The 24351-nt window shown below is 61.8% G+C and carries 20 protein-coding genes; 2 read left to right on the forward strand and 18 right to left on the reverse strand.

What is annotated here, in order from left to right; translation table 11 throughout:
* Window position 1 precedes the first annotated feature (1 nt).
* From ACL0K2_RS17900 to dksA, 14 genes are all read right to left on the reverse strand, one after another.
* Window positions 2-2932, reverse strand: coding sequence for a DUF748 domain-containing protein (locus tag ACL0K2_RS17900; protein ID WP_413043153.1), 2931 nt, complete (start codon window positions 2930-2932; stop codon window positions 2-4).
* An 85-nt stretch (window positions 2933-3017) separates the two neighbouring features.
* Window positions 3018-4034: a class I SAM-dependent rRNA methyltransferase gene (locus tag ACL0K2_RS17905; protein ID WP_413043154.1), complete on the reverse strand. Its 1017-nt coding sequence runs from the start codon at window positions 4032-4034 to the stop codon at window positions 3018-3020.
* Window positions 4035-4078: 44 nt separating this feature from the next.
* The gene (locus ACL0K2_RS17910) at window positions 4079-4954 is read right to left on the reverse strand and encodes an oxygenase MpaB family protein (protein ID WP_045160867.1); all 876 of its coding nucleotides are present in this window, start codon (window positions 4952-4954) and stop codon (window positions 4079-4081) included.
* 159 nt (window positions 4955-5113) lie between these two features.
* Window positions 5114-6778, reverse strand: a complete 1665-nt coding sequence (gene pgi / locus ACL0K2_RS17915) for a glucose-6-phosphate isomerase (RefSeq protein WP_413043155.1) — start codon at window positions 6776-6778, stop codon at window positions 5114-5116.
* 332 nt (window positions 6779-7110) lie between these two features.
* Window positions 7111-7491 (reverse strand): aspartate 1-decarboxylase, encoded by a 381-nt coding sequence (gene panD / locus ACL0K2_RS17920; RefSeq protein ID WP_003298244.1) that lies wholly within the window; start codon window positions 7489-7491, stop codon window positions 7111-7113.
* A gap of 111 nt (window positions 7492-7602) precedes the next feature.
* Window positions 7603-8454: a pantoate--beta-alanine ligase gene (gene panC / locus ACL0K2_RS17925; protein ID WP_045160869.1), complete on the reverse strand. Its 852-nt coding sequence runs from the start codon at window positions 8452-8454 to the stop codon at window positions 7603-7605.
* Window positions 8451-9251 carry a 3-methyl-2-oxobutanoate hydroxymethyltransferase gene (gene panB, locus ACL0K2_RS17930; protein ID WP_045160870.1) on the reverse strand — a complete coding sequence of 267 codons (801 nt, stop codon included), beginning with the start codon at window positions 9249-9251 and terminating at the stop codon, window positions 8451-8453. The genes panC and panB overlap by 4 nt, the downstream gene beginning before the upstream one ends.
* A 163-nt stretch (window positions 9252-9414) precedes the next feature.
* Entirely contained in the window at window positions 9415-9909 is a 495-nt protein-coding gene (folK, locus tag ACL0K2_RS17935; protein WP_045160871.1) for a 2-amino-4-hydroxy-6-hydroxymethyldihydropteridine diphosphokinase, read from the reverse strand.
* Window positions 9910-11307 carry a polynucleotide adenylyltransferase PcnB gene (locus tag ACL0K2_RS17940; RefSeq protein WP_413043156.1) on the reverse strand — a complete coding sequence of 466 codons (1398 nt, stop codon included), beginning with the start codon at window positions 11305-11307 and terminating at the stop codon, window positions 9910-9912.
* A 655-nt stretch (window positions 11308-11962) separates the two neighbouring features.
* Window positions 11963-13390, reverse strand: coding sequence for a sigma-54-dependent transcriptional regulator (locus ACL0K2_RS17945; protein WP_045160873.1), 1428 nt, complete (start codon window positions 13388-13390; stop codon window positions 11963-11965).
* 210 nt (window positions 13391-13600) lie between these two features.
* Window positions 13601-16555: a sensor histidine kinase gene (locus ACL0K2_RS17950; RefSeq protein WP_413043157.1), complete on the reverse strand. Its 2955-nt coding sequence runs from the start codon at window positions 16553-16555 to the stop codon at window positions 13601-13603.
* The gene (locus tag ACL0K2_RS17955) at window positions 16539-16715 is read right to left on the reverse strand and encodes a hypothetical protein (RefSeq protein WP_003095129.1); all 177 of its coding nucleotides are present in this window, start codon (window positions 16713-16715) and stop codon (window positions 16539-16541) included. The genes ACL0K2_RS17950 and ACL0K2_RS17955 overlap by 17 nt, the downstream gene beginning before the upstream one ends.
* 144 nt (window positions 16716-16859) lie before the next feature.
* Window positions 16860-17762 (reverse strand): tRNA glutamyl-Q(34) synthetase GluQRS, encoded by a 903-nt coding sequence (gene gluQRS, locus ACL0K2_RS17960; protein ID WP_413043158.1) that lies wholly within the window; start codon window positions 17760-17762, stop codon window positions 16860-16862.
* 93 nt (window positions 17763-17855) lie between these two features.
* On the reverse strand, window positions 17856-18299 hold the full coding sequence (gene dksA, locus ACL0K2_RS17965) for an RNA polymerase-binding protein DksA (protein WP_021205864.1): 444 nt from the start codon (window positions 18297-18299) through the stop codon (window positions 17856-17858).
* 193 nt (window positions 18300-18492) lie between these two features.
* Between dksA and ACL0K2_RS17970 the strand changes: the two genes are divergently transcribed.
* On the forward strand, window positions 18493-19665 hold the full coding sequence (locus ACL0K2_RS17970; RefSeq protein ID WP_413043159.1) for a pyridoxal phosphate-dependent aminotransferase: 1173 nt from the start codon (window positions 18493-18495) through the stop codon (window positions 19663-19665).
* On the forward strand, window positions 19665-20372 hold the full coding sequence (sfsA, locus tag ACL0K2_RS17975) for a DNA/RNA nuclease SfsA (protein WP_045160877.1): 708 nt from the start codon (window positions 19665-19667) through the stop codon (window positions 20370-20372). The genes ACL0K2_RS17970 and sfsA overlap by 1 nt, the downstream gene beginning before the upstream one ends.
* A gap of 54 nt (window positions 20373-20426) precedes the next feature.
* Here the strand turns inward: sfsA and ACL0K2_RS17980 are convergent, their stop codons facing one another.
* The 4 genes from ACL0K2_RS17980 to ACL0K2_RS17995 all read right to left on the reverse strand — a co-directional run bounded on the left by ACL0K2_RS17980 (window position 20427) and on the right by ACL0K2_RS17995 (window position 24160).
* Window positions 20427-21746 (reverse strand): PQQ-dependent sugar dehydrogenase, encoded by a 1320-nt coding sequence (locus tag ACL0K2_RS17980; RefSeq protein WP_239610888.1) that lies wholly within the window; start codon window positions 21744-21746, stop codon window positions 20427-20429.
* Window positions 21747-21790: 44 nt separating this feature from the next.
* Window positions 21791-22318, reverse strand: coding sequence for an MgtC/SapB family protein (locus ACL0K2_RS17985; RefSeq protein ID WP_045160879.1), 528 nt, complete (start codon window positions 22316-22318; stop codon window positions 21791-21793).
* 65 nt (window positions 22319-22383) lie between these two features.
* Window positions 22384-23406: a DUF5924 family protein gene (locus ACL0K2_RS17990; RefSeq protein WP_413043160.1), complete on the reverse strand. Its 1023-nt coding sequence runs from the start codon at window positions 23404-23406 to the stop codon at window positions 22384-22386.
* Between the two features lie 268 nt (window positions 23407-23674).
* Window positions 23675-24160, reverse strand: coding sequence for a DUF2726 domain-containing protein (locus ACL0K2_RS17995; RefSeq protein WP_239610884.1), 486 nt, complete (start codon window positions 24158-24160; stop codon window positions 23675-23677).
* Window positions 24161-24351: the final 191 nt, after the last annotated feature.

Below are 24351 nucleotides of genomic sequence, written 5' to 3' on the forward strand. Positions count from 1 at the left end.
GTCATTCGCTCCCCAAATGCAGTGAGGTCGGAATCCGTCCGGCTTCTTCGGTTTGCGTGATGCCAGTGTCCAGTAGGTAGACCCGTGAATCGTCAAGCCCGGTCTGATCGACCAGGTAGTCCTTGATCGAAGCGGCGCGAGCACGGCTCAGGCTGCGCAATAGCGCGGTGCTATCCGCTCGGCTGGCGAGCACGGCGTCGCGCATGCGCTTGCTGCGTTCCTGCTCGTCGAGTTCATCCCATTGAGCGGGTGGCTGTTTCCCGAGTCGGCTGCGATAGATGCCTTCGAGCATGGCGACCTTTTCCTCCTCACCGATTTCCAACTGTGCGGCGTCGGCAGGTACCTTGTCACCTCGGCGCTGCAGCACCTTGTACCAAGTCTCCTGAAACTCGCGCTGTAGCCATTGCTCGGCCATCAGCGGTCCATCCGCTTGCGGTGAGCTCTGCCCTTCGACTTCCAGGCGCAGCACCGGACGTTCCTGTAATGCACGTGCCAACGTGGTCAGGTTGCCGCGCGCCTGTTCATCCAATTCGTTACTGCCTGGTGCAAACAGGACTTGGCTGAGGTCGTTCTGCTCGCCGCCCGCCAGTCCCGCAAGAAACTTGAACGGCGCCTGGACAGCACGTGCCACAAGGTTGCGCAGCGTTTGCCAGACGATCGGCATGACGTTGAATTGAGGGTTGTTGAGGTTGCCCTGCACCGGCAGTTCAAGCGAGATGGTGCCATGGGTGTCCTTCAACAGTGCGACGGCCAGTCGGACAGGAAGGTCGACCGCCTCGGGGCTATCCACTTTCTCTCCGAGTTGTAACTGCTGCAGAACGACCTTGTTTTCGGCATTCAACTGGCCTTGCTGAATGCGGTAATGCAGATCGAGGTCCAGGCGGCCCTTGCGGATGCGATATCCGGCGAACTTGCCGGAGTAAGGCGAGAGTGTAGTGAGCTCGACCTGCCTGAATCGGGTGGCGATATCCAGACTCTGCAGCGGATCGAAGGGCGTGAGGCTTCCCTTGATGCTCACCGGCGCGTAGCGATCGACCTTACCTTTCACATCGACGGTGGCTGGTCGTTGGGCCCGGTTGTCAAGCGTCCCGATCTGGCCGTTGAGCTCTTGCACCGCAGTGATGAAGGGGGGGCGCAGACTGAGATCGGAGAAGTTGGCCGAGCCGTCATTGATCGCAATGCCACCGATGTGGATGCCCATCGGCTCCGCCTGCGTCGTTTCCGGCGAGGCGGCATCGGAGTCGTCCGGCGTCGATTTGTCCACCAACAGGTCATTGATATTGGTGGTGAGGTCGGGATTGATGATGAAGCGTGCGTAGGGCTGGCTCAGTTCGACGTGCTCGACCTGCAACTGCTGAGGGTGTTGGTATTTCAGCCCGTCGAGCTTCAGACGTTGCCATTTGACGAAGTCGCGATTCTTGATGGTATCCAGCGTATGCAGCTGGGTGATTTCCGCTGCCCCGCCTAGATTGAATGCCAGGGGTTCGGTGCCGGTCAGCTCGAACTCCAGCTGGCTGGCCAGCATCCCGCTGCGCAACTCGAGATGAACCAAAGGAGTCAGATAGGCTTGTGCGATGCGCAGGTCGATATCCTGCGTGCTGATCTTGAGCCGCCCCGTGGCCGGTTGCAGTTGCAGCTGCCCCGCGGCCTGCAGGACGCCTCGGTTGCCGACACCGGTGTTCAGGTCAAGGGTGAAAGGTGAGGTGCCCAGACTGTCGAAATCGGACACATCGAGGTTCAGTGGGCCTAACTCCAGGGCGACGTGTTCCTCCGGGACGCGATCGCTCAGATGAACTCTGTATTCACGCAGCTGTGCATCATGCAGCAGAACCTGCCAGGCGCTTTTATCCGCGGCCGTGCTGTCGTTTGCTGGCGGGGTTGGCTCTGCGCTTTGCGATTGGTCGGGGGTCTGGCCCGCCACAGCGGTAGCCGAAGGCGCCAGCAGTTTCAGCCAGTTCAGCTCGCCGTCCGGCTCTCGAGCCACCCAGGTTTCCAGCGCCCGGCTGCGCAACTCGCCGATCACCACTTGCTGCTTGGCCAGATCCAGCGCCGTTTTGCTGATTTCCAGGCTCTCCAGGCGAACCAGAGGCTGTCCATCCGGGGTGTCCAGTTTGAGGGGTGCCAGTTGTGCATTCAGATTGCTCAGCTGCAGCTCGGTGCTCTGCGCAAGGTCGAGCCGATAGTCACTGGCGAAACTCAGCCGGCCTTCCTGCAGGCGCAGCGGTACGGTGTCATGCGCATAGGCCCAGAAGTCTTTCAGCAACAGGTTGCTGATTTTCAGCTGGCCGGATGAGCTGATCGGCGACAGATTGATTTGCCCGGTCCAGTCCACACGGGCCCCGCTAGGGCCGGTTGCGACCAGTACCGCATCGGCGGCGTCATCCGAGCGGGTGGCGAAGTTCAACAGCTCGAAGTTGAGCGAATCGAGCAGGAAATCGATGGGCTCATCGGGCCGCTGATCGGCGAAGCGGACCGACCCCTCCACCAGTTGAAGCCGGCCAATGCGTAGCGCGAAAGGCTCTTGCCCCGCCGCTTCAGGCTGCTCTTCGCTTGCGGGCAAGTCGAACAGCTGCGTCAGGTTGAGTACGCCATCCTTGTCGAAGATCACCTCGGTGTGCAGCTGAACCAGCTCGACGTCCTCGATCTGCAAGGCGCGACGCCAGAGGCTGCTCCATTCCAGGTTGAGATAAAGGCGCTCGAAGCCCAGCTGCGGCTGATCCGTCTCGCCGAGGCGCAGATTGAATAGCGTGAGTTCGAGGCTCAACGGGTTGAACTCGATTCGCTCCAGGCGTGCTGGCACCGTGGCGTACTGGATCAGCTGCTGATTGACGACACGTTGGGCGACCCCGGGCAGTATCAGGAAGCCGAGGAGGCAATAGCAGACCAGTGCGGTCATCAGGCCGATGAGTGCGCGCTTCATTCCGTTGGGCATGCGAAATCTACATTCCGGGCAGTGACTGCCTTGGAGTATGGCACGACAGACGGGTTCCTCTAAGGTCTCAGTGTATTGCTGCGCTTCACAATTGCAGCGTCAGAACCTTCAGGGGAGGTTGCCCATCGGCGGACAGAAAGTCATGTGCTGGTGACAACACCTGGCAATCGCGCACCGGTCGTCCCGTCTTTATCGCGCAACGCAAAACCTGCTCCCGCCAGTCTTCGAGGCTGATTTTCGCCAGGTTATTACAGCAGACCAGCACCCCGTCTTCCGCCGTGGCAAGTAATGCGGGCTTGAGCAGGCTCTGATAGTCGCGCAGCAGATCGACCGTGCCGAACGCGCTTTTCGACCAAGCCGGAGGATCGAGCAGTATCAGGTCGAACTGTCTGGGCATCAGGCGCGGATAGTCGGGCAGCGCGCGTGCGCGTCGTTGGGGGATAGGCAAACCCGCCAGCTGTCGGATCGCCGGAAAATAATCCGACTGAACGAATTGCATCGGGGCCAGCTCGGGATTGAGTACGCCGTTCTCCCGCCCGACCGCGAGGTTGCTCTCGGCAAAGTCCAGGTTCCACACCTCGCGCGCGCCGCCGGCTGCAGCACAGAGGCCGACGCCACAGGTATACGCGAAGAGATTGAGCACCGACTTGCCGGCGCTGTTGGCTTTGACCCAGCCGCGAGCGTTGCGCAGATCGAGAAACAACAGTGGATCCTGCCCGCTATGGCGCGCGCGGATGCGGTAGTTGAGGCCCCACTCCTGGCCAACCTGATCGTCCAACGCCGCAGGGTCGGCGCGAAACACCGAGTCGTTGCGGTCGATGCGTGAGTTGCCCTGGGAGCGGTCGTTGTAAACCAGCGACAAGGATTTGCCGAGGCTGGTGCAGAGCTGCTCATGCAGCGCCAGCAGCGCGTTGCGTTCGAGGGGTTGATGAAAGCTTTGCACGAGTAACAACGGCCCATAGCGATCAGCTGTCAGGCCTGGAGCGCCTTCCTGGCTGCCATGGAACAGTCGGTAGCAGTCGGTGCCCTGTGGATGCAGCTGAGTCAGCAGCGTTTCGCGGCTGCGGTAAGCGGCGCGCAGCGCCTGTTCTAGAGAAGGCATGCGCGGCGACTCGGCGAGAAAGGCACGCAGTCTAGCGGAAAACACTAGCGGCTAGGCAGGCCCATGCGTCGACGGGCCCGGTGCACCGAGCCGCTGCGCACCGCCCAACGCAGTACGGGTGCGGTGCGTCTGACGCCCAGCTGTATCAGCTGGCGCTGGCGCGGGCTCTGCTGCAGTTCGAGCATGGCGCTCGCCCAATCCGGCAACAGCTCCACGCCAGCCTGCATCATGAGTGCGCCAAACGGCCGGGTCAGCGCGCTGGGAGCCGGGGCGTTGAACAACACACGAAGGATTTCCCGAGAGCGTTCATCGCACTGCAGCTGCGGGCGCACCATCTGCAGATAGTCGGCGATCTGCTGCCTCGAGCGCGGCACGTCGCGAGCGCCCAACGACTCGGCGATCAGCGCGACCTCCGTGTAATAGCGGTCCTGATCATTGCCAGACAGAGCAGGATTGAGATAGCGCAAGTGCGCCTTGAGAAAGCTGCTGACCTCGGCGACATGCACCCAGGTCAGTAGATCGGGGTCATAAGCGGCATAAGGTCGGCCATCGGCGGCGTGACCGGTGACGTTGAGGTGAATCGCCCGAACCCGCTCGATCAATCGTTGTGCGTCGGCCTGGCTGCCGAAGGTGGTCGCCGAGATGAACTGCCCGGTGCGACGCAGGCGTCCAAGTAAGTCTTCGCGGAAATTCGAATGATCCCAGACGCCGGCCAGCGCCAGCGGGTGCAACGCCTGGAGTAGCAGGGCGGAGATGCCGCCGACCAGCATCGAAGTGAAATCGCCGTGTACACGCCAGCAAACGGAATCCGGCCCGAACAATCCCGGGTCGCCCGGCGGGCTCTCGTAGTCGACACCGCCAATGGCCAGGCCGGTAAGGCTGAGCACCTGCGATTCGATATGACGGCGGATGAACTCCATGGGAACGTCTGGCTTGTCTGGGATAGGCGAATGTTACCCGATGCGCACATGTTACCCGGCCGGTCGATGGATATCGGCCGGGACTACGTCGAGTCGTAGAGAGAGCGATGGAAGAGGCGGGAGCCGGGCAGCGAGACGCCGCCCGGTTTGTATGGCGGATCAGCCGCGATGACGCCCGCGGAAGAAGTCGATCAGACCTTGCGTCGAGGCATCCTCGGCCGGTGGCGCATCGAAGCTGGTCATCTGGCCGTAGACGGCCTTGCCCAGGTCCTTGCCCAATTCCACACCCCACTGGTCGAAGGAGTTGATTCCCCAGATCACGCCCTGTACGAATACCTTGTGCTCGTACAGCGCGATCAGCGCACCCAGGCGACCGGGGTTGATGGTTTCCATCACCAGAGTGTTGCTCGGTCGGTTACCAGGAATGACTTTGTGCGGCGCCAGGCGTTGGATCTCGGCTTCGCTCATGCCCTTGGCACGCAGTTCGGCTTCTGCTTCTTCACGGGTTTTGCCAAGCATCAGTGCCTGGCTCTGCGACAGACAGTTGGCATAAAGCCACTCATGATGATCGGCCACCGGATTATGGCTGACCACCGGCACGATGAAGTCGGCTGGAATCAGTGGAGTGCCCTGATGCAACAATTGGTGGTAAGCGTGCTGGCCGTTGGCCCCGACGCCGCCCCAGATGACCGGGCCGGTGCTGCAAGAAACTGGCGAGCCATCCTGCCGGACGCTCTTGCCGTTGGATTCCATGTCCATCTGCTGCAGGTGTTTGACGAAGTTGCGCAGATAATGATCGTAAGGCAGAAAGGCGTAGCTCTGCGCCCCCCAGAAGTTGTGATACCAGATCCCGAGCATTGCCAGCAGCACTGGCATATTGCTTTCGAAGGGCTCGTTGAGGAAGTGGGTATCCATGCTGTAGGCGCCGGACAGCAGGTCCTTGAAGTTGGACATGCCAATAGCCAGGGCAATGGGCAGGCCGATCGCCGACCACAGTGAATAGCGCCCACCGACCCAATCCCACATCGGAAAGATGTTCTTCTCGCGAATACCGAAATCGATGGCGGCCTGCTTGTTGCTGGTCACCGCAATGAAGTGGCGGTAAAGCTTCTCCTCGGTGCCACCCTTGCCGAGATACCAGGTGCGCGCCGCCTGGGCGTTCTTGAGTGTTTCGAGGGTGCCGAAGGTCTTGCTGGAAATGATGAACAGGGTGGTTTCGACGTTCAGTTTGGCGGTCACTTCGCGGAATTCGCTGCCGTCGATATTCGCCAGATAATGAGTACGCACACCGTGCTGGGTGAACGGCAACAGCGCCTCGGATACCAGCTGCGGGCCGAGGAACGAGCCCCCAATGCCGATATTAACCACGTCGGTGATGGTCTTGTCGCTGAAGCCACGCCAAAGATTGTTGTGGATCCGGGTGACGATGTCGGTCATCTGCGCCAGCGCGGCGTGCACGTCGCGCATGATGTTGCGGCCGTCGACTTGTACGGAGTCGCCCATCGGCCGGCGCAGGGCGGTATGCAGTACCGGTCGGTTTTCCGACGCGTTGATCCGCTCGCCTTCGAACATCGCATGGGCAGCCTGTTCGACGCCGGCCTCGCGCGCTAGGTTCACCAGCAGACTGCGAGTCTCGCGAGTGATCAGGTTCTTTGAATAGTCGAGAAACAGGCCGCAGCAGGAAACCGACAGGTCATCGAAGCGAGTCGGGTCGGCCTTGAAGGCCTCGCGCATGCTGAAGTGCTGCATCGCCAGGCGATGTTCTTCCAAGGCCTTCCAGGACGACAGGCCGGTGGCATCGAGAGGGTGCTGGTAGTAGCTCATGGTTGTGCGGCTTCCTTTGCTTTGGCGGACTATCTGCGGTCCTGCAATGGGGACAAACAGTCATTCGAACATGCTGGCACGCTGGCATTCATCCTGAATGGAGCAGGCGCATACCGCTGCGGTTGAGGCCGCGGCGGCGACGGTGCTTCCTGCACCGTCGAGACTGGTCTGACTGGCAAAAACGCGCGGCGTTCCGAAGCGTCGCGTTTGCAGGGTCGTTGGGCATCGGAACACTGCGACCATTGCAGATTTACGCTGCCAGGGGAAACCCTTGACCACAAAAAAGCCCGCAGCGCGGCAGGCGTTGCGGGCTTGTTCAATCACCAGATCAATCAGGCGACCTGAACCGGAATGGCGTTGCTGGTGTGGCTGAGCTCTCCATCGGCGCCCATATAGAGGACATGGGGTTTGAAGCTGGCCAGTTCGGCTTCGCTGTAATGAGCATAGGCACAGATGATCAGACGATGGCCGACACCGGCCTTGTGCGCGGCCGCACCATTGACGGAGATGATCTTCGAGCCTTCTTCGCCGCGGATCGCGTAGGTGGTGAAACGCTCGCCGTTGTCGACGTTGTAGATCTGGATCTGCTCATATTCACGGATGCCGGCGAGGTCCAGCCAGTCGCCGTCGATGGCGCAGGAGCCTTCGTAATCCAGCACAGAGTGGGTTACCTGGGCGCGGTGCAGTTTGGCCTTGAGCATGATGGCGTGCATGGCGGGGTCCTCCGGGTGCGCAAGCGGCGCAGAGTGTGCCCGAACCCCGGGGTGCGATCAATACCGGGGCGGGCAGAGCGGGTGCCGATGATCGGCTCGGTCAGCTACGGATTAGCTGATGTGTACCTGCAGATTGTCGATCAGGCGGGTCTTGCCAAGGAATGCCGCCGCGAGGATCACCAGTTCATGGTGTTCGTCGGTGGCTGGCTGCAGATCCAGCGCATTGCGGATTTCCAGGTAATCCGGACGAAACCCCGCAGCCTGCAGCGCCTGTTTACCGGAGGCCAGCAGAGCGGGGTAGTCGCGTTCGCCGTGGCGGATGGCATCGGCCAGTTGCTGCAGCGTTCGATGCAGCGCCGGCGCAGTCGTGCGTTCGTCGGCGCTCAGGTAACCGTTACGCGAGGACAGCGCCAGCCCGTCCTCGGCGCGCACGATGGGCTCGCCAATGATCTGCACCGGCATGTTCAGGTCGCGGACCATGGTGCGGATAACCGCCAGCTGCTGATAATCCTTCTCGCCGAACACCGCGAGGTCCGGCAGCACCATGTTGAACAGCTTGCTGACCACGGTGGATACGCCGTCGAAATGGCCGGGGCGGCTACCGCCGCAAAGGCCTTCGGAGACGCCGGGCACACGGACGATGGTCTGCAACGCCTGGCCGTGGGGATACATCTCTTCGACGCTGGGAGCGAACAGCAGGTGGCAACCGGCATCGAACAGCTTGTCCTGGTCGGCGGTCAGCGTTCGCGGATAGCTGGCCAGGTCTTCGTTGGGGCCGAACTGCAGCGGATTGACGAAGATGCTGGCTACCACGAAGTCGGCGCGCTGGCCGGCCTTCTTAACCAGCGCGACATGGCCGGCGTGCAGGTTGCCCATGGTTGGCACGAAGCCGATGCGCTTGCCTTCACCACGCGCGCGGGTCACCGCGGCGCGCAGATCGGCGACAGTCCTAACCACGTTCATGCGGAGAATCCATGTTCGGCTGCGGGAAAATCCGTACTCTTCACCGCCTGGACGTAGGCGGCGATGGCGCTGGGGATGTCGTCATGCTCCTGCATGAAGTTCTTGACGAACTTCGGTGCGCGTCCGCTGAGTGACAGCCCGAGCAGGTCGTGCAGTACCAGAACCTGACCATCGGTGGCGTTGCCGGCACCGATGCCGATCACCGGCACCGTGACCGCCCGGGTGATGCGGGCGGCCAGGTCGCTGGGGACGCACTCGAGTAGCAGCATCGCGGCGCCGGCGGCTTCGAGGGCCTGGGCATCGGCAATCATCTGCTGCGCCTGAGCGTCCTGCCTGCCCTGCACCTTGTAACCGCCGAACAGGTTTACTGCCTGAGGGGTCAGGCCCATGTGCGCGCAGACTGGAATTCCCCGTTCGGCGAGCAGCCGAATGGACTCGGCCAGCCAGGCCGCGCCCTCGACCTTGATCATGTGTGCTCCGGCTTTCATCAGCGTGGCGGAGTTGTCCAGCGTCTGCTCGATGGTCGCGTTGGCCATGAAGGGCAAGTCGGCAAGAATCATCGCGCCACGGTTGCCGCGTTTGACGCAGGCAGTGTGATAGGCCATTTCTGCAACGGTTACCGGCAGGGTGCTGTCGTGTCCTTGCAGAACCATGCCAAGGGAGTCGCCGATCAGCAGCACCTCGACCCCGGCTTCGCAGGCGGTCTTGGCGAAGGTCGCGTCATAGCAGGTCAACATGACGATCTTCTCGCCTTTCTGCTTGAGGCCTTGCAGGGTGGTCAGGGTTACGTCTGGCATGAATGCCGTCCTCCTAGAGCCTCTGAGGGATCACGGTTGCACTCGGAGCGCGCTGGGGCGCCCCAAATCGATGCGTGCCGGTAGCGGGCGCTTATAGTCCCGATGGCGGCGTGCTAAGTCAATCGGGAGTGTTACCAGGACTGTTACAACTGTTACCGGCTGGTTACAAGGCCTCGTTCAGGCGTTCCAGGCCTTCGAAAGGGCAGGCGGCGAGCAGATCGGCGAGACGTCGCCCATCGGCTAATTTCAGGGTTTCAGGTGCTACTTCGGCCAGCGGATACAACACGAACGCCCTGGCGTGCAGGTGATAATGCGGCACCGTCAGGCGTGGCCCGTCGAGTTGGTAGTCGCCGAACAGCAGGATATCCAGATCCAGCGTTCGCGGACCCCAGCGCTCAGCCTTGCGTTCCCGGCCCTGGGCTCTTTCGATGGCTTGCAATGCATCGAGCAGCTCGAGCGGCACCAGTGCGGTGTCGAGTACAGCGACGGCGTTGTAGTAGCGCGGTTGGTCCGGTGGGCCCAGCGGGTCGCTGACGTACAGCGAAGACACGCCGGCGAATCGGGATGAGGGGATGGCTGCAAGTGCCTTGAGTGCGCCACGCAGCTGCTCGCGAGGCTCGGCCAGGTTGCTGCCAAGGCCAATGTAAACCCGTTCCATTTAATCGATGGACGCCGGTGCGTTTTCGTTCGGGCCGCGCTTGCGCCGTCCGCTGCGGCGCCGCTTGCGAGGTGCTCCGCTACCCTCGTCCTTGCTGCTGAGGCCGCGAATCATATTGCGGCGTTCGCTCTCGCTGGCTTCTTGGTAGTCGGTCCACCATTCGCCCAGGTTATCGGTCTGCTCCCCGGCGCTTTCGCGCAGTAGAAGGAAGTCGTAGCCGGCGCGGAAGCGCGGATTGTCCAGTAGCTGATCGGCGCGGCGGCCCTGACGGCGCGGCAGACGCTCCTGCATGTCCCATATTTCCCGCATCGGCATGGTGAAGCGCTTCGGGATGGCGGTGCGTTGGCACTGTTCCCATATCAGCTCATGGGCCGCTTCCTGCATCGCTGGTATCGGCGGCAAGCCTCTGGCCTGTGCTTCGGCGACGCGCGCCGGTAAGGCTGGCCATAGCAAGGCGGCAAACAGGAATGCCGGGGTCACCGGCTTGCCCTGGGCAATGCGCTGGTCGGTATTGGCTAAAGCGTTACGGATCAGGGTGCCGGCGTAGTCGGGATTGTCTTCCAAAGCATCGGCGCTGGCTGGGAACAGCGGGGCGAAGAGATCGTATTCCAGTAGCAACTCGAAGGTGCGTTCGGCCTTGCCACTGAGGAAGAGCTTGATGATCTCGTCGAACAAGCGAGCCGAAGGCACATCGTTCAGCAGGTCAGCCAGTTCGGCGATGGGCTCGGCGCTGTGCTGTTCGATTTCGAAGTCCAGTTTGGCCGCGAAGCGGACCGCTCGAAGCATGCGCACCGGATCTTCCAGATAGCGCTGCTCGGGATCGCCTATCAGGCGTATCAGCCGATTGCGAATGTCGCGAACGCCATGAGTGTGATCGAGAATGCGCTCGCTCGACGGGTCGTAGTACAGCGCGTTGATGGTGAAGTCGCGACGCTGGGCGTCGTCTTCCAGGGTGCCATAGACGTTGTCGCGCAGGATTCGTCCGCTCTCGTTGCGTGACGCAAGATTATTGTCCTCATCATCGTCCGCCTCGGGATGGTTGGCCCGGAAGGTGGCAACTTCAATGATTTCGCGGCCGAAATGCACATGAACCAGCTTGAAGCGACGGCCAATGACCCGGGCGTTGCGAAACTCGGCGCGTACCTGTTCGGGCGTGGCGCTGGTGGCGACGTCGTAGTCCTTCGGAGCCAGCTCCAGCAGCAGGTCGCGGACGCAACCACCTACGACATAGGCCTCGTACCCGGCATGCTGAAGCCGTTCGACGACGCTGACGGCGTGCCGGCTGAGATCGTTTCGGTGCAGCGAGTGCTGCCGGCTGGACAGTATTTCGGGTGTGCGACGGGGATGCGGGAAGCGGCGCAGGGGAGAACGAAAAGACTGGAACAGCTTTTTCAGCATGAGAGGCACTGTGTGGCGAAATGACAAAGTGGCGAAGGAAATAGCCACGAACGAGCGTGGATTCTAGCACCGGGAAAGGGGATGGTGAACGAAGCGCGGGGAGGTGTCAAAACAACGGCCAAAGCCAGAAAGCACTAGGGGGAGCCGAAGCTCCCCCTTTAAATGATGTCGCGTGCTTTGTTGTTATTAGTATTTCGGGCCTGTTGTTTTTGTTTGGTCACCCGTTCCCTTCGGCTATCGCGTCCGGGAATCGCTCCTACGTTGGGAGCAAAGAGCAAACGGATTTCTTTGGTCGCTGACTTGCCATCGATCATTGATCCAACCAGTTCAGGCACTGCTTAGGCAGTTTTTGTTGTTCTCGGCCTGGTCGTGGGGCAAAACCCCATTTGGCATTTCCTCTCCAAAAGAATCAGTTAGCTACGCCTCTGCCTTCTTGTATTTATTTTGCTAGAGCCGGTACGTCTTGTTCTTATTGTGGGTCTGCTTGTTATTGTTGTTGTGCCAGATAGAAAGCATTTGCCGTGCCAGTTTTTGAAAAGTCTTTGTAATCAACGACTTGTTTGTTTCGGCAGGTATGCCCGCTTACAAAAAACCGGGTTCCCGTTACCGATGAACCCGGTTTTTGTTACGTGTCGGTGGGGTGGGTAACAATCTGTTAGCCGGTGGCACTGGATTTGCGCCGGGGAATCCCCAGTCGCTGGCGCCGTTCCCACAGACACTTACGACTGATTCCCAGCTTGCGGGCCAGCTCGGTCTCGGTCATGTGGTCCTGGTGCTCGAGCACGAAATGCTGGAAGTAGTCTTCCAGCGAAAGATCCTCGGTCGGCTCGTTGCTGGTCGCGATGGAAGAACCAAGCGGGGCACAAGGCTCATCGTAATCGTCATCGAGGTTGTCGAGTTCGATGTCGATGCCCAGCAACTCCGCACTGATTTCCTCGCTCTCGCTGAGGATCGCTGCCCGCTCGATGGCATTCTCCAGTTCCCGGACGTTCCCGGGCCAGGCGTAATGCCGTACGGCCTGCTCAGCCTCCCGGGAGAAGTGCAACGCCTCGTTACCCATTCGTTCGCTCTGCCGTGCCAGGAAAGCCTTGGCGATTTCCAGCACGTCGGCACCACGCTCACGTAGAGGCGGCAGCTTCAGTGCGATGACATGCAGGCGGTAATAGAGGTCTTCGCGAAACTGCCCGTTCTTGGCCAGCGTCTTGAGGTCGCGGTGGGTAGCGGCAATCAGGCGTACGTCGACCTTCTGCGATTGGGTGGAGCCGACACGGCGAATTTCCCCTTCCTGTAACACCCGTAACAACCGCGCCTGCGCTTCCAAGGGCAGTTCGCCGATTTCGTCCAGGAACAAGGTGCCGCCATCGGCAGCCTCAACCAGCCCGGCGCGTCCGGCGCTGGCGCCGGTGAACGCGCCTTTCTCGTGGCCAAAGAGCTCGGATTCAATCAGTGTTTCAGGGATCGCAGCGCAGTTGACCGAGATCATCGGCGCCTTGGCGCGGCGGGAAAGATTGTGCAAGGCGCGGGCGACAAGCTCTTTGCCGGTACCCGACTCTCCTTGAATCAGCACATTGGAGTCGGTGGGTGCGACCTTGCGGATCTTGCCGAACAGATCCTGCATGGGACCACAGCGTCCAATGATGCCGATCCCGCTGTTGTCCGAGTCGGTCTCGACCGCCGCATCCGACGGCGTCGATGCGCTGCGTGAAGTTGCGGGGGCAGCGACGGCTGCCTGCTGCCGATCATGAAGGATGCGGGCTACGGTCTGCAGCATCTCGTCGTGGTCGAAGGGTTTGGCGATGTAATCCACCGCGCCCATTTTCATCGAGTCCACGGCCGAGCGCAGGCTCGCATAGCTGGTCATGATCAACACAGGAGTGCCTTCGGCGAGCTTGATCAGCTCGGTGCCGGGTGTTCCGGGCAGGCGCAGGTCGCTGACGATGAGATCGAAACCCGGAATGCTGAAGCGCTCTTGCGCTTCCTGCACCGAACCGGCTTCGCTGACCTCGTACTGATTGCGTTCGAGGAGTCGGCGCAAGGCGGAGCGGATAATGGTTTCGTCTTCGACGATCAGAATATGTGACATCAGTACTCTCTCGACGGTCTGAAGGCGGCTACAGGCAGGCGGGAAATAGCGCCCAGGAGCGCTCGTCCCATGACCTGGGCAAGCTGTCGCGATGCGGTGTGGGTCTGTCCGTGCAGGATTGCGGCGCCATCTCGCGCGGGCCTTTTTATGGCCGGTCGTTCGCTGAGTCGCTCATGGGCCGATACCGGACGAACAACGCCCATCGCTTCGTCAATCAATGGCATCTGTCGCCTCGACATACCGCGGCAGGGTAATGCGGAAACGGGTACCGCGTTGGGTCTCCGGGTCTGCCGGGCTGTCAATATTGATCTGGCCATAATGCTCTTCCACGATCGAATAGACCAGAGCGAGGCCCAGGCCTGTGCCTTCGCCGGGGTCCTTGGTGGTAAAGAACGGCTCGAACAGGCGGTCCTGAATGGACTGGGGAATACCGCTGCCTTCGTCTTCGACAATAAGGTAGACGGTCTGCTCGGATTCCTCGCTACGCACCCGAATCGCGCCGCCAGGCTCCGACGCATCGCGGGCGTTGGAGAGCAGATTGATCAGCACTTGGGCCAGACGTTGCGGATCGCCTTCGGCCAGGTGGCTTGGGTCGCAGAGGTTGAAGAAGCGTACCTCCGTCCCTCTTCGGTTGAGCGACAGCAGGGCGATTGCGTCCTGCGCCACCTCGGCCAGGCCCACCGGATAAAGATCCTGCTGCCTGCCACCGGCGTGAGCGAAGCTCATCAGCGATTGGACGATGCGCGAGACGCGCTTGGTCTGTTCGACGATCTGATTGCTGATCTCGTTGATCTCGTTATCGGCCTCTCGCTCCTCGCGCAGGTTCTGCGCCAGGCAGGCGATGCCGGTGATCGGGTTGCCGATTTCGTGCGCGACACCGGCCGCCAGCCGGCCGATGCTGGCCAGGCGTTCGGAATGTACCAGGCGGTCTTCCAGTTGCTGGGTCTCGGTGAGGTCTTCGATCAGCAGCACCAGGCCGCTGTTGCCGGGTGCCAGGGGTTCGGCAATCGCCGCCTTGTGCAGGTTCAGGCAGCGGCTGTGGCCGTCCAGTTGCAACCGCTGCTTGTGCAAATGCTCCTCGCTCTGCTGAATGAAGTCGCTCAGAAGACTCTGCCAAGGCTCGGCGATGGTCGACAGGCGTGAGCCCACCACTTGCAGCGCCGGAATCTCGGTGAGCTCCTCCAGCGCTCGGTTCCACATCAGAATTTCCTGATCCTTGGCCAGCGAGCAGACGCCCATCGGCAGTTCCTGCAACGTCTGGCGGTGATAGCGACGTAGCGCATCGAGCTCAGCGGCCAGGCCGGTCAGGCGCGAGTGATAGTCCTCCAGGCGACTTTCGATGAAATGGATATCTTCGGTGACGTAACCTTCCGCGCCGTTCTTGTAGGACAGGAAGTTCTCGACGATATCCTGGGCGACGCTCGGGCCCATCAGGCCGGACAGGTTGGCCTCGATGCGATCGCGCAGTCGGCGCAGCGCATAAGGCCGATGTTCATCGAAGGGCAGCTGGAGATCTCGCAGTGCCTGTTCCACCTCACGTTGCGCAGTCTTGGCCCCCAGCGGCTTGGCCAACTGGGTGGCGAATTCCTGTGGCGAGGCGGCTGCGAGTTCGCGTCGTTGTGGTCGGCGCACGTTTTCCACCGCGCAGGCCTCGGCGGCCGCCTGCTCCTCGGCGCTGGTCTCGGTGAACAGCGAGAACAGCGAGAAAGCCAGCACATTCACGGCCAGCGAAGCGATCGCCGCCAGGTGCCAGCTGGTGTCGTCGAGTACATAGACGACGTTGAGCAGCGGAATGTAGAAGCCGTCTAGATTGCCCACCAGTGGCAACAGCATGGTGACCACCCAGACGCTGATGCCTGCCAGCAGGCCGACGATGTAACCGCGGCGGTTTGCGGTCGGCCAGTAAAGCACCGAAAGCACGCCGGGCAGGAATTGCAGTGTGGCGACGAAGGCGACGATGCCCAGGTTGGACAGGTCCTGCTCGGCGCCCAGCAGCAGATAGAAACCGTATCCGGCCATGATGATGGCCAGGATCAGGCTGCGGCGGGTCCATTTCAGCCAGCGATAGATGTTGCCTTCGGTGGGTGGCTGATAGAGCGGCAGCACCAGATGGTTGAGGGCCATGCCCGACAGCGCCAGGGTGCTGACGATGATCAGTCCGCTGGAGGCGGACAGCCCGCCGATGAAGGCGACCAAGGTGAGTGCCTCGCTCTGTGCGGTCAGGCCCAGGCCCAGAGTGAAGTATTCCGGGTTGGTGCTGACGCCGAGCTTGAGACCGGCCCAGAGAATCAGCGGCACGGCCAGACTCATCAGTAGCAGATACAGCGGCAGCCCCCAGCTGGCACTTACCAGGGCGCGCGGGTTGAGGTTCTCGGTGAAGGTCATGTGATACATGTGCGGCATGACGATGGCCGACGCGAAGAACACTAGCAGCAGGGTGCGCCAGGGACCTTCCTGCAATGGCGTATGCAAGGCCTGCAACGCCGACTGGTTCTGCAGCAGCCAGATCTCCAGCTGATGGGGGCCACCGAATACGACATACAGCGCATACAGGCCGATGGCGCCGAAAGTCAGCAGCTTGACTACCGATTCGAAGGCGATGGCGAAGACCAATCCCTCGTGCTTCTCCCGCGTGGCGATATGCCGGGCACCGAAAAGAATGGTGAACAGCATGATCATTACGCAATAGCCCAACGCGACCCGCTCCTGCAGGGGCTCGAGGGTGAGAATGCCGATGGCGTCGGCCACCGCCTGAATCTGCAATGCCAGCAGCGGCAGCATCCCGATCAGCATGACGATGGTGGTCAGCGCGCCGCTCCAGGTGCTGCGGAAGCGGAACGCGAACAGATCGGCCAGCGAGGCCAGCTGATAGGTGCGGGTGATACGCAGGATCGGATAAAGCAAAACCGGCGCCAGTAGGAAGGCCCCGCAGACGCCCAGATAGGTGGCGAGGAATCCGTAACCGTACTGATAGGCCAGGCCAACGGTGCCATAGAACGCCCAGGCGCTGGCATACACACCCAGCGACAGGGTGTAGGTCAAGGGATGACGGATCACCCAGCGCGGGATTAGCCCGCGCTCGCTGACCCAGGCCACGCCGAACAGCACCAGCAGATAGGCGACGCTGATCAGGATCAGGTGGCTGAGGCTAAAGCTCGTCTGCATCGCGCTGACTCTGAAGGATGAAAGTCACCACGATGAGGATCAGCCACAACAGATAGGGCCGGTACCAGGCGCCGTTGGGGTCGATCCACCAGTCCATGATCGCGGGGGAAAACAGATAGATCCCCACCACCAGGAGCAGCACCAGTCGGTAGATGTACATGCTGGAACTCGTGTCGGAAGTAGCGGAATGGTAAAGCAGCGCCAAGCGGCAAGCCACAAAAGGCAGTTAAAGCGGCTGCATCGGCCGTTCCAACCACATGAAGCTTGCTTCCAGCTTCCAGCTTCCAGCTTCCAGCTTCCAGCCCTAGCGCAGCTGCGCTTCGGCCAGGGTGCGGCTGTGAGGGATGCGCTCGGCACCCCAGCGCGGAATTGCCCAGGCCAGTATCTCGCTGGGATGTGCGTCGTCGAGCTCGCTGACGGTGGGTTGGCCGAGGGCTCTCAGCGCTCTCAACAGCAGGGGCGTCGCTTCTTCCGGTTGCAGCGGTGGCGAGCGGTAACGCTTGCCGAGCTTATGGCCGTCCGGCTGGATGATCAGCGGTACGTGCAGGTAACGCGGCTGCGGCAGGCCGAGCAATTCTTGCAGATACAGCTGGCGCGGGGTGGAATCGAGTAGGTCGGCACCGCGGACGATATCGGTCACGCCCTGCCAGGCGTCGTCGAGCACCACGGCCAACTGATAGGCGATCAAGCCGTCTCGGCGGCGAATGACGAAGTCGCCGACCTCGCGACCGATGTGCTGGCGGAACTCGCCCTGCAAGCGATCGGTGAAGGCGTATTCGCGATCAGGAACGCGCAGACGTATGGCGGAATCCTTCAGGTCTCGACCGGCGTCTCGGCAGAATCCGGGATAAAGCCCGGCGAAGGGCTGCAGCTGTTTGCGCGAGCAAATACAGGCGTAGGCGTCGCCGTCCCGCCACAGGCGATCGATCACCGCGTTGTAGGTATCCAGCCGCTCGCTCTGGCGAACCATCCGCCCGTCCCACTCGAAACCGTAGGTTTCCAGCGCCTGTAGTATCGCCGACTGTGCCCCGGGCATTTCACGTGGTGGGTCGAGGTCTTCCATGCGTAACAGCCAGCGGCCACCGGCCGCGCGGGCGTCGAGATAGGAGGCCAATGCGGCGATCAGCGAGCCGAAGTGCAGATAGCCGCTAGGCGTTGGGGCGAAACGGCCCACGTAGGCGGATGGGCAGGAGGTGGTCGATGGCATGGCGGGGCCGGCTCGGGTGAAGCATCAGCGAGGCGGGGTGCGCAGTACGCGAGCCCTGAAATGAAGCGGGGCGCCGTAGCGCCCCGTTCGGGATCAGGAACCGATCTGCTTTTCCTTGATCTCCGCCAGCGTCTTGCAGTCGATGCACAGCGTGGCGGTGGGGCGGGCTTCAAGACGACGGATGCCGATCTCGACGCCGCAGGAGTCGCACCAGCCATATTCGTTGTCTTCGATCAGCTGCAGCGTCTCGTCGATTTTCTTGATCAGCTTGCGCTCACGATCGCGGGCGCGCAGTTCCAGGCTGAACTCTTCTTCCTGGCTGGCGCGGTCGGCTGGATCCGGGAAGTTCGCCGCTTCGTCCTGCATGTGATGCACGGTGCGATCGACTTCCTCCATCAGCTCCTGCTTCCACTTGTTGAGAATGCCGGTGAAGTGAGCGCGCATATTGTCGCTCATGTACTCCTCACCCTTGGATTCCTTGTAGGGCACGAAGGCGCGAATCAGTTGGTTGCTGGGTGTCGTTTTGGTAATGGGCATGGATGAACGCCTCTCGCTATGTCCATTGCGCAGGATAGTGAAATCCCTCTGCCGGCCCGTGCCGGCCCTGCGGCTGCAAGCGGGCGAACTTACCAGATCGTATCGGGGTGCGCTACTCCCGAATATCACGGTGGCTGCGGTGTCAGAGGGACCTTCGGTAGAATTCACGTTTTGTACTCATCAGGAAGGTCAGATGACCTCGTCATATAGCGCGCGTAGCCGTGCAATCGAACCCTTTCATGTCATGGCGCTGCTGGCGCGAGCCAACGAGCTGCAGGCGCTGGGCCGTGATGTCATCCACCTGGAAATCGGCGAGCCGGACTTCACCACCGCTGCCCCCATCGTCGCGGCCGGTCAGGCTGCCCTGGTGGCCGGCCATACGCGCTATACAGCCGCCCGGGGGCTGCCGCAGCTACGCGAGGCGATTGCCGGTTTCTATGCTCAGCGCTATCAACTGTCTATTGACCCCGAACGCGTGCTGATTACTCCCGGCGGTTCGGGCGCTTTGTTGCTCGCCAGCAGCCTGCTGGTCGATCCCGGTAAGCACTGGCTGCTGGCCGACCCTGGCTATCCCTGCAATCGGCATTTCCTGCGCCTGATCGAAGGCGCGGCACAGCTGGTGCCGGTGGGCGCCGACGTGCGCTACCAGCTGACGCCCGATCTGGTCGAGCGCCATTGGGACAGGGACAGCGTGGGTGCGCTGGTCGCCTCTCCGGCCAACCCTACCGGCACGCTGCTCGATCGCGACGAGCTGGCAGGGCTGTCCGCCGCCCTGAGAGCGCGCGGTGGGCATCTGGTGGTGGACGAGATCTACCACGGGCTTACCTACGGAACCGATGCGGCCAGCGTGCTGGAGGTGGATGACGAGGCCTTCGTGCTCAACAGCTTCTCCAAATATTTCGGCATGACCGGCTGGCGTCTCGGTTGGCTGGTGGCGCCGCCGGAGGCCGTGCCGGAGCTGGAGAAGCTGGCGCAGAACCTCTACATCAGCGCGCCGACCATGGCCCAGCACGCGGCGTTGGCCTGCTTCGATCCGGCCACGCTGGACATACTCGAGGCGCGCCGGGCCGAGTTCGGTCGTCGCCGCGATTTCCTCTTGCCGGCCCTGCGCGAACTGGGATTCGGCATCGCCGTGGAGCCTGAAGGCGCTTTCTATCTTTACGCCGATATCCGTGCGTTCGGCGGCGACGCCTACGCCTTCTGCCAGCACATGCTGGAGACCCAGTTCGTGGCCATCACGCCGGGGCTCGATTTCGGCCGCCATCAGGCCGGGCATCATGTGCGGTTCGCCTATACCCAGGATCTGCCGCAGTTGGAGCAAGCGGTCGAGCGCATCGCCCGTGGCCTGCAGAGCTGGGCTGGCTGATGCGCTTCGCAACGCCCTTGGAACAGGGCCGGCTGGTGCGACGTTACAAGCGCTTCTTGGCCGATATCGTCACCGATGCCGGCGAACACCTGTGCATTCATTGCCCCAATACCGGCTCGATGCTCAATTGCATGGGTGAAGGTGCACGGGTCTGGTTTCAGCGCAACAGCGATCCAAAACGCAAGCTGCCGGGAACCTGGGAGCTGGTGGAAACGCCACAGGGCCGGCTGGCCTGTGTCAATACCGCACGTGCCAATCGCCTGGTCGAGGAGGCGCTGCTAGGCGGTGTGATCGGCGAACTGGCCGGCTTCACGGCGCTGAAGCGCGAGGTGGCCTATGGCGTGGAAAACAGTCGAGTGGACTTTCGTCTGGATTTCGCCGGTGGCCCGGCATTTGTCGAAGTGAAAAGCGTGACCCTCGGCTTTGGCGACACGGCCGTGGCGGCCTTTCCCGATGCGGTGACGACGCGAGGCGCACGCCATCTGCGCGAACTGGCGGCACTGGCCCGCAACGGGGTCCGGGCGGTGCAGCTGTACTGCGTGAATTTGTCCGGGGTCGAGGCGGTGCGACCGGCCAGTGAAATCGATCCGCTGTATGCGGAGGCGCTGCGTGATGCCAAGGAGGCTGGTGTCGAGTTGCTGGCGTATGGGGTCGAGCTGTCGCCAGAGGAGATTCGCCTGGCGCACGGGTTACCTGTGATGCTGTGAGCCCCGTTAGCGTGAATCGATGCGGTCAGCCAGACCAGCCGACCGCACCCCTGCTCAATCGCCGCTGGGCGTCACTCGCCAGATACTGTCGCCGACGTCATCCGCTACCAGCACCGCGCCGGTCTTGTCGATGGCCACGCCCACCGGACGGCCCATGGCCTCTTCTTCGTCATTGACGAAGCCGGTCAGAATGTCTTCGGCTTCACCGTTCGGCTGGCCATTCTTGAACGGCACGAAGACCACCTTGTAGCCACTGCGGGGTTTGCGATTCCAGGAGCCGTGCTGGCCGATGAAGGCACCGTTGCGGTAACGCTCCGGCAGCAGCGAGCCTTCATAGAAGGCCAAACCCAGCGAGGCGGTATGGGCGCCGAGGGCGTAGTCCGGCACCAGGGCTTTGGCCACCAGATCCGGCCGCTGCGGTTTGACACGCTCGTCGACGTGCTGGCCGTAGTAGCTGTAAGGCCAGCCGTAGAACCCGCCATCTTTTACTGAAGTCATGTAATCGGGGACCAGATCGCTGCCGATCTCGTCGCGTTCGTTGACCGTTGTCCAGAGCTCACCGCTGTCCGGTTGCCAGGCCAGGCCGTTGGGGTTGCGCAGCCCCGAAGCGAACAGCCGCAGGGTCTTGTTCTGTGGATCGACCTCTAGGATCGCTGCACGATTTTCCTCGGCTTCCATGCCGTTTTCGGCGACGTTGCTGTTCGAGCCGCTGGTTACGTACAGGCGTGAGCCATCCTGGCTAGCGATCACGTTCTTGGTCCAGTGATGATTGATCGGCCCGGCTGGCAGGTCGACGACCTTTTCGCCGGCACCGTCGATGCGGGTGGTGTCCTGCTCATAAGGGAAGCGCACCAGGGCATCGGTATTGGCGACATACAGCTGGTCTCCGACCAGCGCCATGCCGAACGGGGAGTTCAGTTCTTCGAGGAAGACCGTGCGCTGTTCCGGTGTGCCGTCGCCATCCTTATCACGCAGCAGGGTGATGCGGTTGGCGCTCTGGCCGCCTGATCCGGCGCGGGCCATGACCTTCTCCGTGATCCAGCCACGAATGCCCTTGCCGTCCTCCGGCTTGGGCGGGGCGTCACTTTCGGCCACCAGTACGTCGCCATTGGGCAGCACATAAAGCCAGCGTGGATGGTCGAGGTCCTGCGCGAATGCTTCGACGCGCAGGCCAGCGGCGGCTTGCGGCTTTGCTTCGTCAGGCCAGCCGGTCGCCTTGGCGATGTTGACGGTTGGCAGCAGTGACTTGTTGGGTTCAGGGAGTGATGGGTCTGGCCCGTAACCCAACTCCACGGGCACTTTCGCGGTATCGCCGCACCCAACGAGGCTTAGCATCAGGGTAGTGCTGAACAGATAGGCATAGCGGCGCTGCATGTGCGACTCCTGCTGATGGCTGAACAATGATGCGTCGCGCCCAATCAGGGGGCCTGATCGCGATCGCGGCCTTTCTTTTCATCGTGCCGGGCTTTTCTGGCGGTGCGCTGTTCCAGTCGTGGCATTAGCAGAAAGATCATCATGGCGAGGCACGTTGTAAGCACGGCCGTGGCTTCATGGCCCAATCCGGCGGCCACCCCAATGGCGGCGGTCAGCCAGATTCCGGCCGCAGTGGTCAGGCCTTTGACGTCCCGCTGGGAGCTGCCCTTGAGAATAGTGCCCGCACCGAGAAAGCCAATCCCGGTAATGATGCCCTGCATCACGCGCGACAGATCTTCGAGCGGCATACCGCCCTCTAGCGGCACCAGCACGAACAGGGCCGCGCCCAGGGCGACCAGCATATGGGTCCGCAGGCCGGCGGCCTTACCCTTGGACTCCCGTTCGTAGCCGAGCACGCCACCCAGTATCGCGGCCAACAACAGTCTTATCGATACCCGAACCCCGTGCTCGAGGTCGGGAATGTCAGAGAATTCCGATGCAACGGTGCGGCTGAGTATTTCCCACCATTCCATGAACGCCCCCGGCTAGCTACACGATAACGGCTGTCTGAATTTCGAGTTGCGGCGCGCACGGCGGTTCACTCTGTGATCTCGAAGCGCAGCATGCCGATCATCTGTCCGGCTTCGGTCAGGACTCGCACGCGCCAGCGGCCTGCTGCCTTCGCAGGGAAGTTGCGCTTGTGAGTCCAGGCCCGGTAGCCCGCGTCACGGCCTCCGCTTATCTCCAGGGGAATGCGCTCGACCTGTCGACCGTCATGTTCCCATTCGTGGAAGATGCGCTCCTTCAGCCCACGCGGCGCATTGATCGCGGTAAAGGCGTACAGGCCATTTTCGTGCAGCTCACGGCTGGACAGCTGGCGAAGACGGTTACCCGGTTTGCGCGAGGCATCGTCCATGCTCATGGTTACCGCGACGTCGGTGAGCCACAGCGTCGCTGGCGGCACCCAGGTGCGCCCCATCCACCCGCCAAACCCGACGGCGAGCGCCAGTAGCGGTACCGCGACCAGGCTCTTCCAGTTCCAGTCGGGAAACAAATCCCTCAGGCTGGGCAGAGCCAACAGCACGGCAATGACCAGCGAACAGAGATAACTCTGCCGAGTGGACAGGTGAAAGATGATGGGCAGCGCCGTCAGCAGGACCGCGAACAGCGTCAGGGCATGGAATCCCAGGTAGATCCAGCGGCGCGGCGCCAGCCACTTGTAGTACAGCGGGTCGACCAGCGAAATCAGCGCCGCGAGCCCCAGGATCACCGTGAAAACGGACTGGCCGCTGTTCCAAGTAGTCGTGATGAAGAAGAACGGAATGATGAAGAACAGGCTTTCCTGATGCACCATCTGCGTGACGTAACGCAACAGCGGGCGCGGCACCTTCCAGCCGAATCGGCGTTCCAGGCCTTGACGCAAGCTGTTCTCCAGCATCAGCCAGAGCCAACTGACCAGCATCACCGCGGCGATGACCTTGGCCAAGCCGGCTTGGCGATCGACCAGCACGAAACTGGCGACGCCCGAGCAGAAGCCGAACAGTGCGATGGTGCCGGGGTACCGGCGGATCAGGCGCGAGGCCAGGTCGAAAAGGAAGTAAAGCCGGGATTTCAGCAGCATGTCGATTTCACGTTTAGGAGTGTCTCCGGTTCGTCGTTCACGGGCAGCCCCAGGCCTGGGTGCCTGGCTGGGTCGCGCCGTCCGTGTAGCCGGGAAAGTGCCAGAAATCCAAGGTCTGGCGGGCGTTCTGGTTGTTCGTACCTCGAACGGGCCGATCGAACGGTGAGGCGGCTTGGGGTAGTGATGCGGGCGTGTGACAAATGATCCGCCGCCGGATTCCATTCTGTCGAGTGAAAGCCGCTCGATACCGATGAGGGCTCCGATGCCGTCATGCAGGGGGGACGGTTGCCCGATCTATCGCGGTGCGCACTTCGCCATAGGAGCGTGCCGTTTCCGGCGTCAGGCGCACCAATGGCAGGCCGATCGTCTGACAAAGCTCATCGAGGAAGGCGTTGGTTTCGGATGCTTGTTCCATCTCGATGGCGCAGCGAGGCTCCAGCGTATCCCGGTCGCACAGAAGAAAGTCGAAGCACGCCGCCGAGATCCGGTTGACAGCCTGGTACCAGGGCGCGCGTCGGGGAATCGCTGTCACCTCGGCTACCTCGGCGAGCCGTACCTTGGCCAGGATGAGGTAATCCGCGCCTGCCGCTTGCTGCAGCAATGCCAGCAATTCCTGTTCGCTCGGTTGCAGGAAGGGGCGCTTCAGTTGGTAGGGCATCCGTAGCGCGGGGTGGTTGAATTGCCGCTGCTTGATATAGAAGACCAGCGCGAAGCAGACGAAAGCCACCAGCACCAGTCCAAGAAAAGCGGTCATCTCGCGGCTATCGACAGGGGGGCGGGCTGGACTGCCTGAACGGGTCGGACGCACATGGGTTGTTCCTCAACGTTTAAAAAAGAGTATCGAGCCTGCACGTTGGAGCGGGCAGAGCGAGGGGAGTTCGTTCAGGCATAGGCTGTACTTATCCCGAGTATCTGTGCAGCGTTCTGTGGATAACCTATGAGCTT

Source organism: Pseudomonas sp. YJ42, from assembly GCF_047225135.1.
In the GTDB taxonomy this organism is placed as follows: domain Bacteria; phylum Pseudomonadota; class Gammaproteobacteria; order Pseudomonadales; family Pseudomonadaceae; genus Stutzerimonas; species Stutzerimonas stutzeri_E.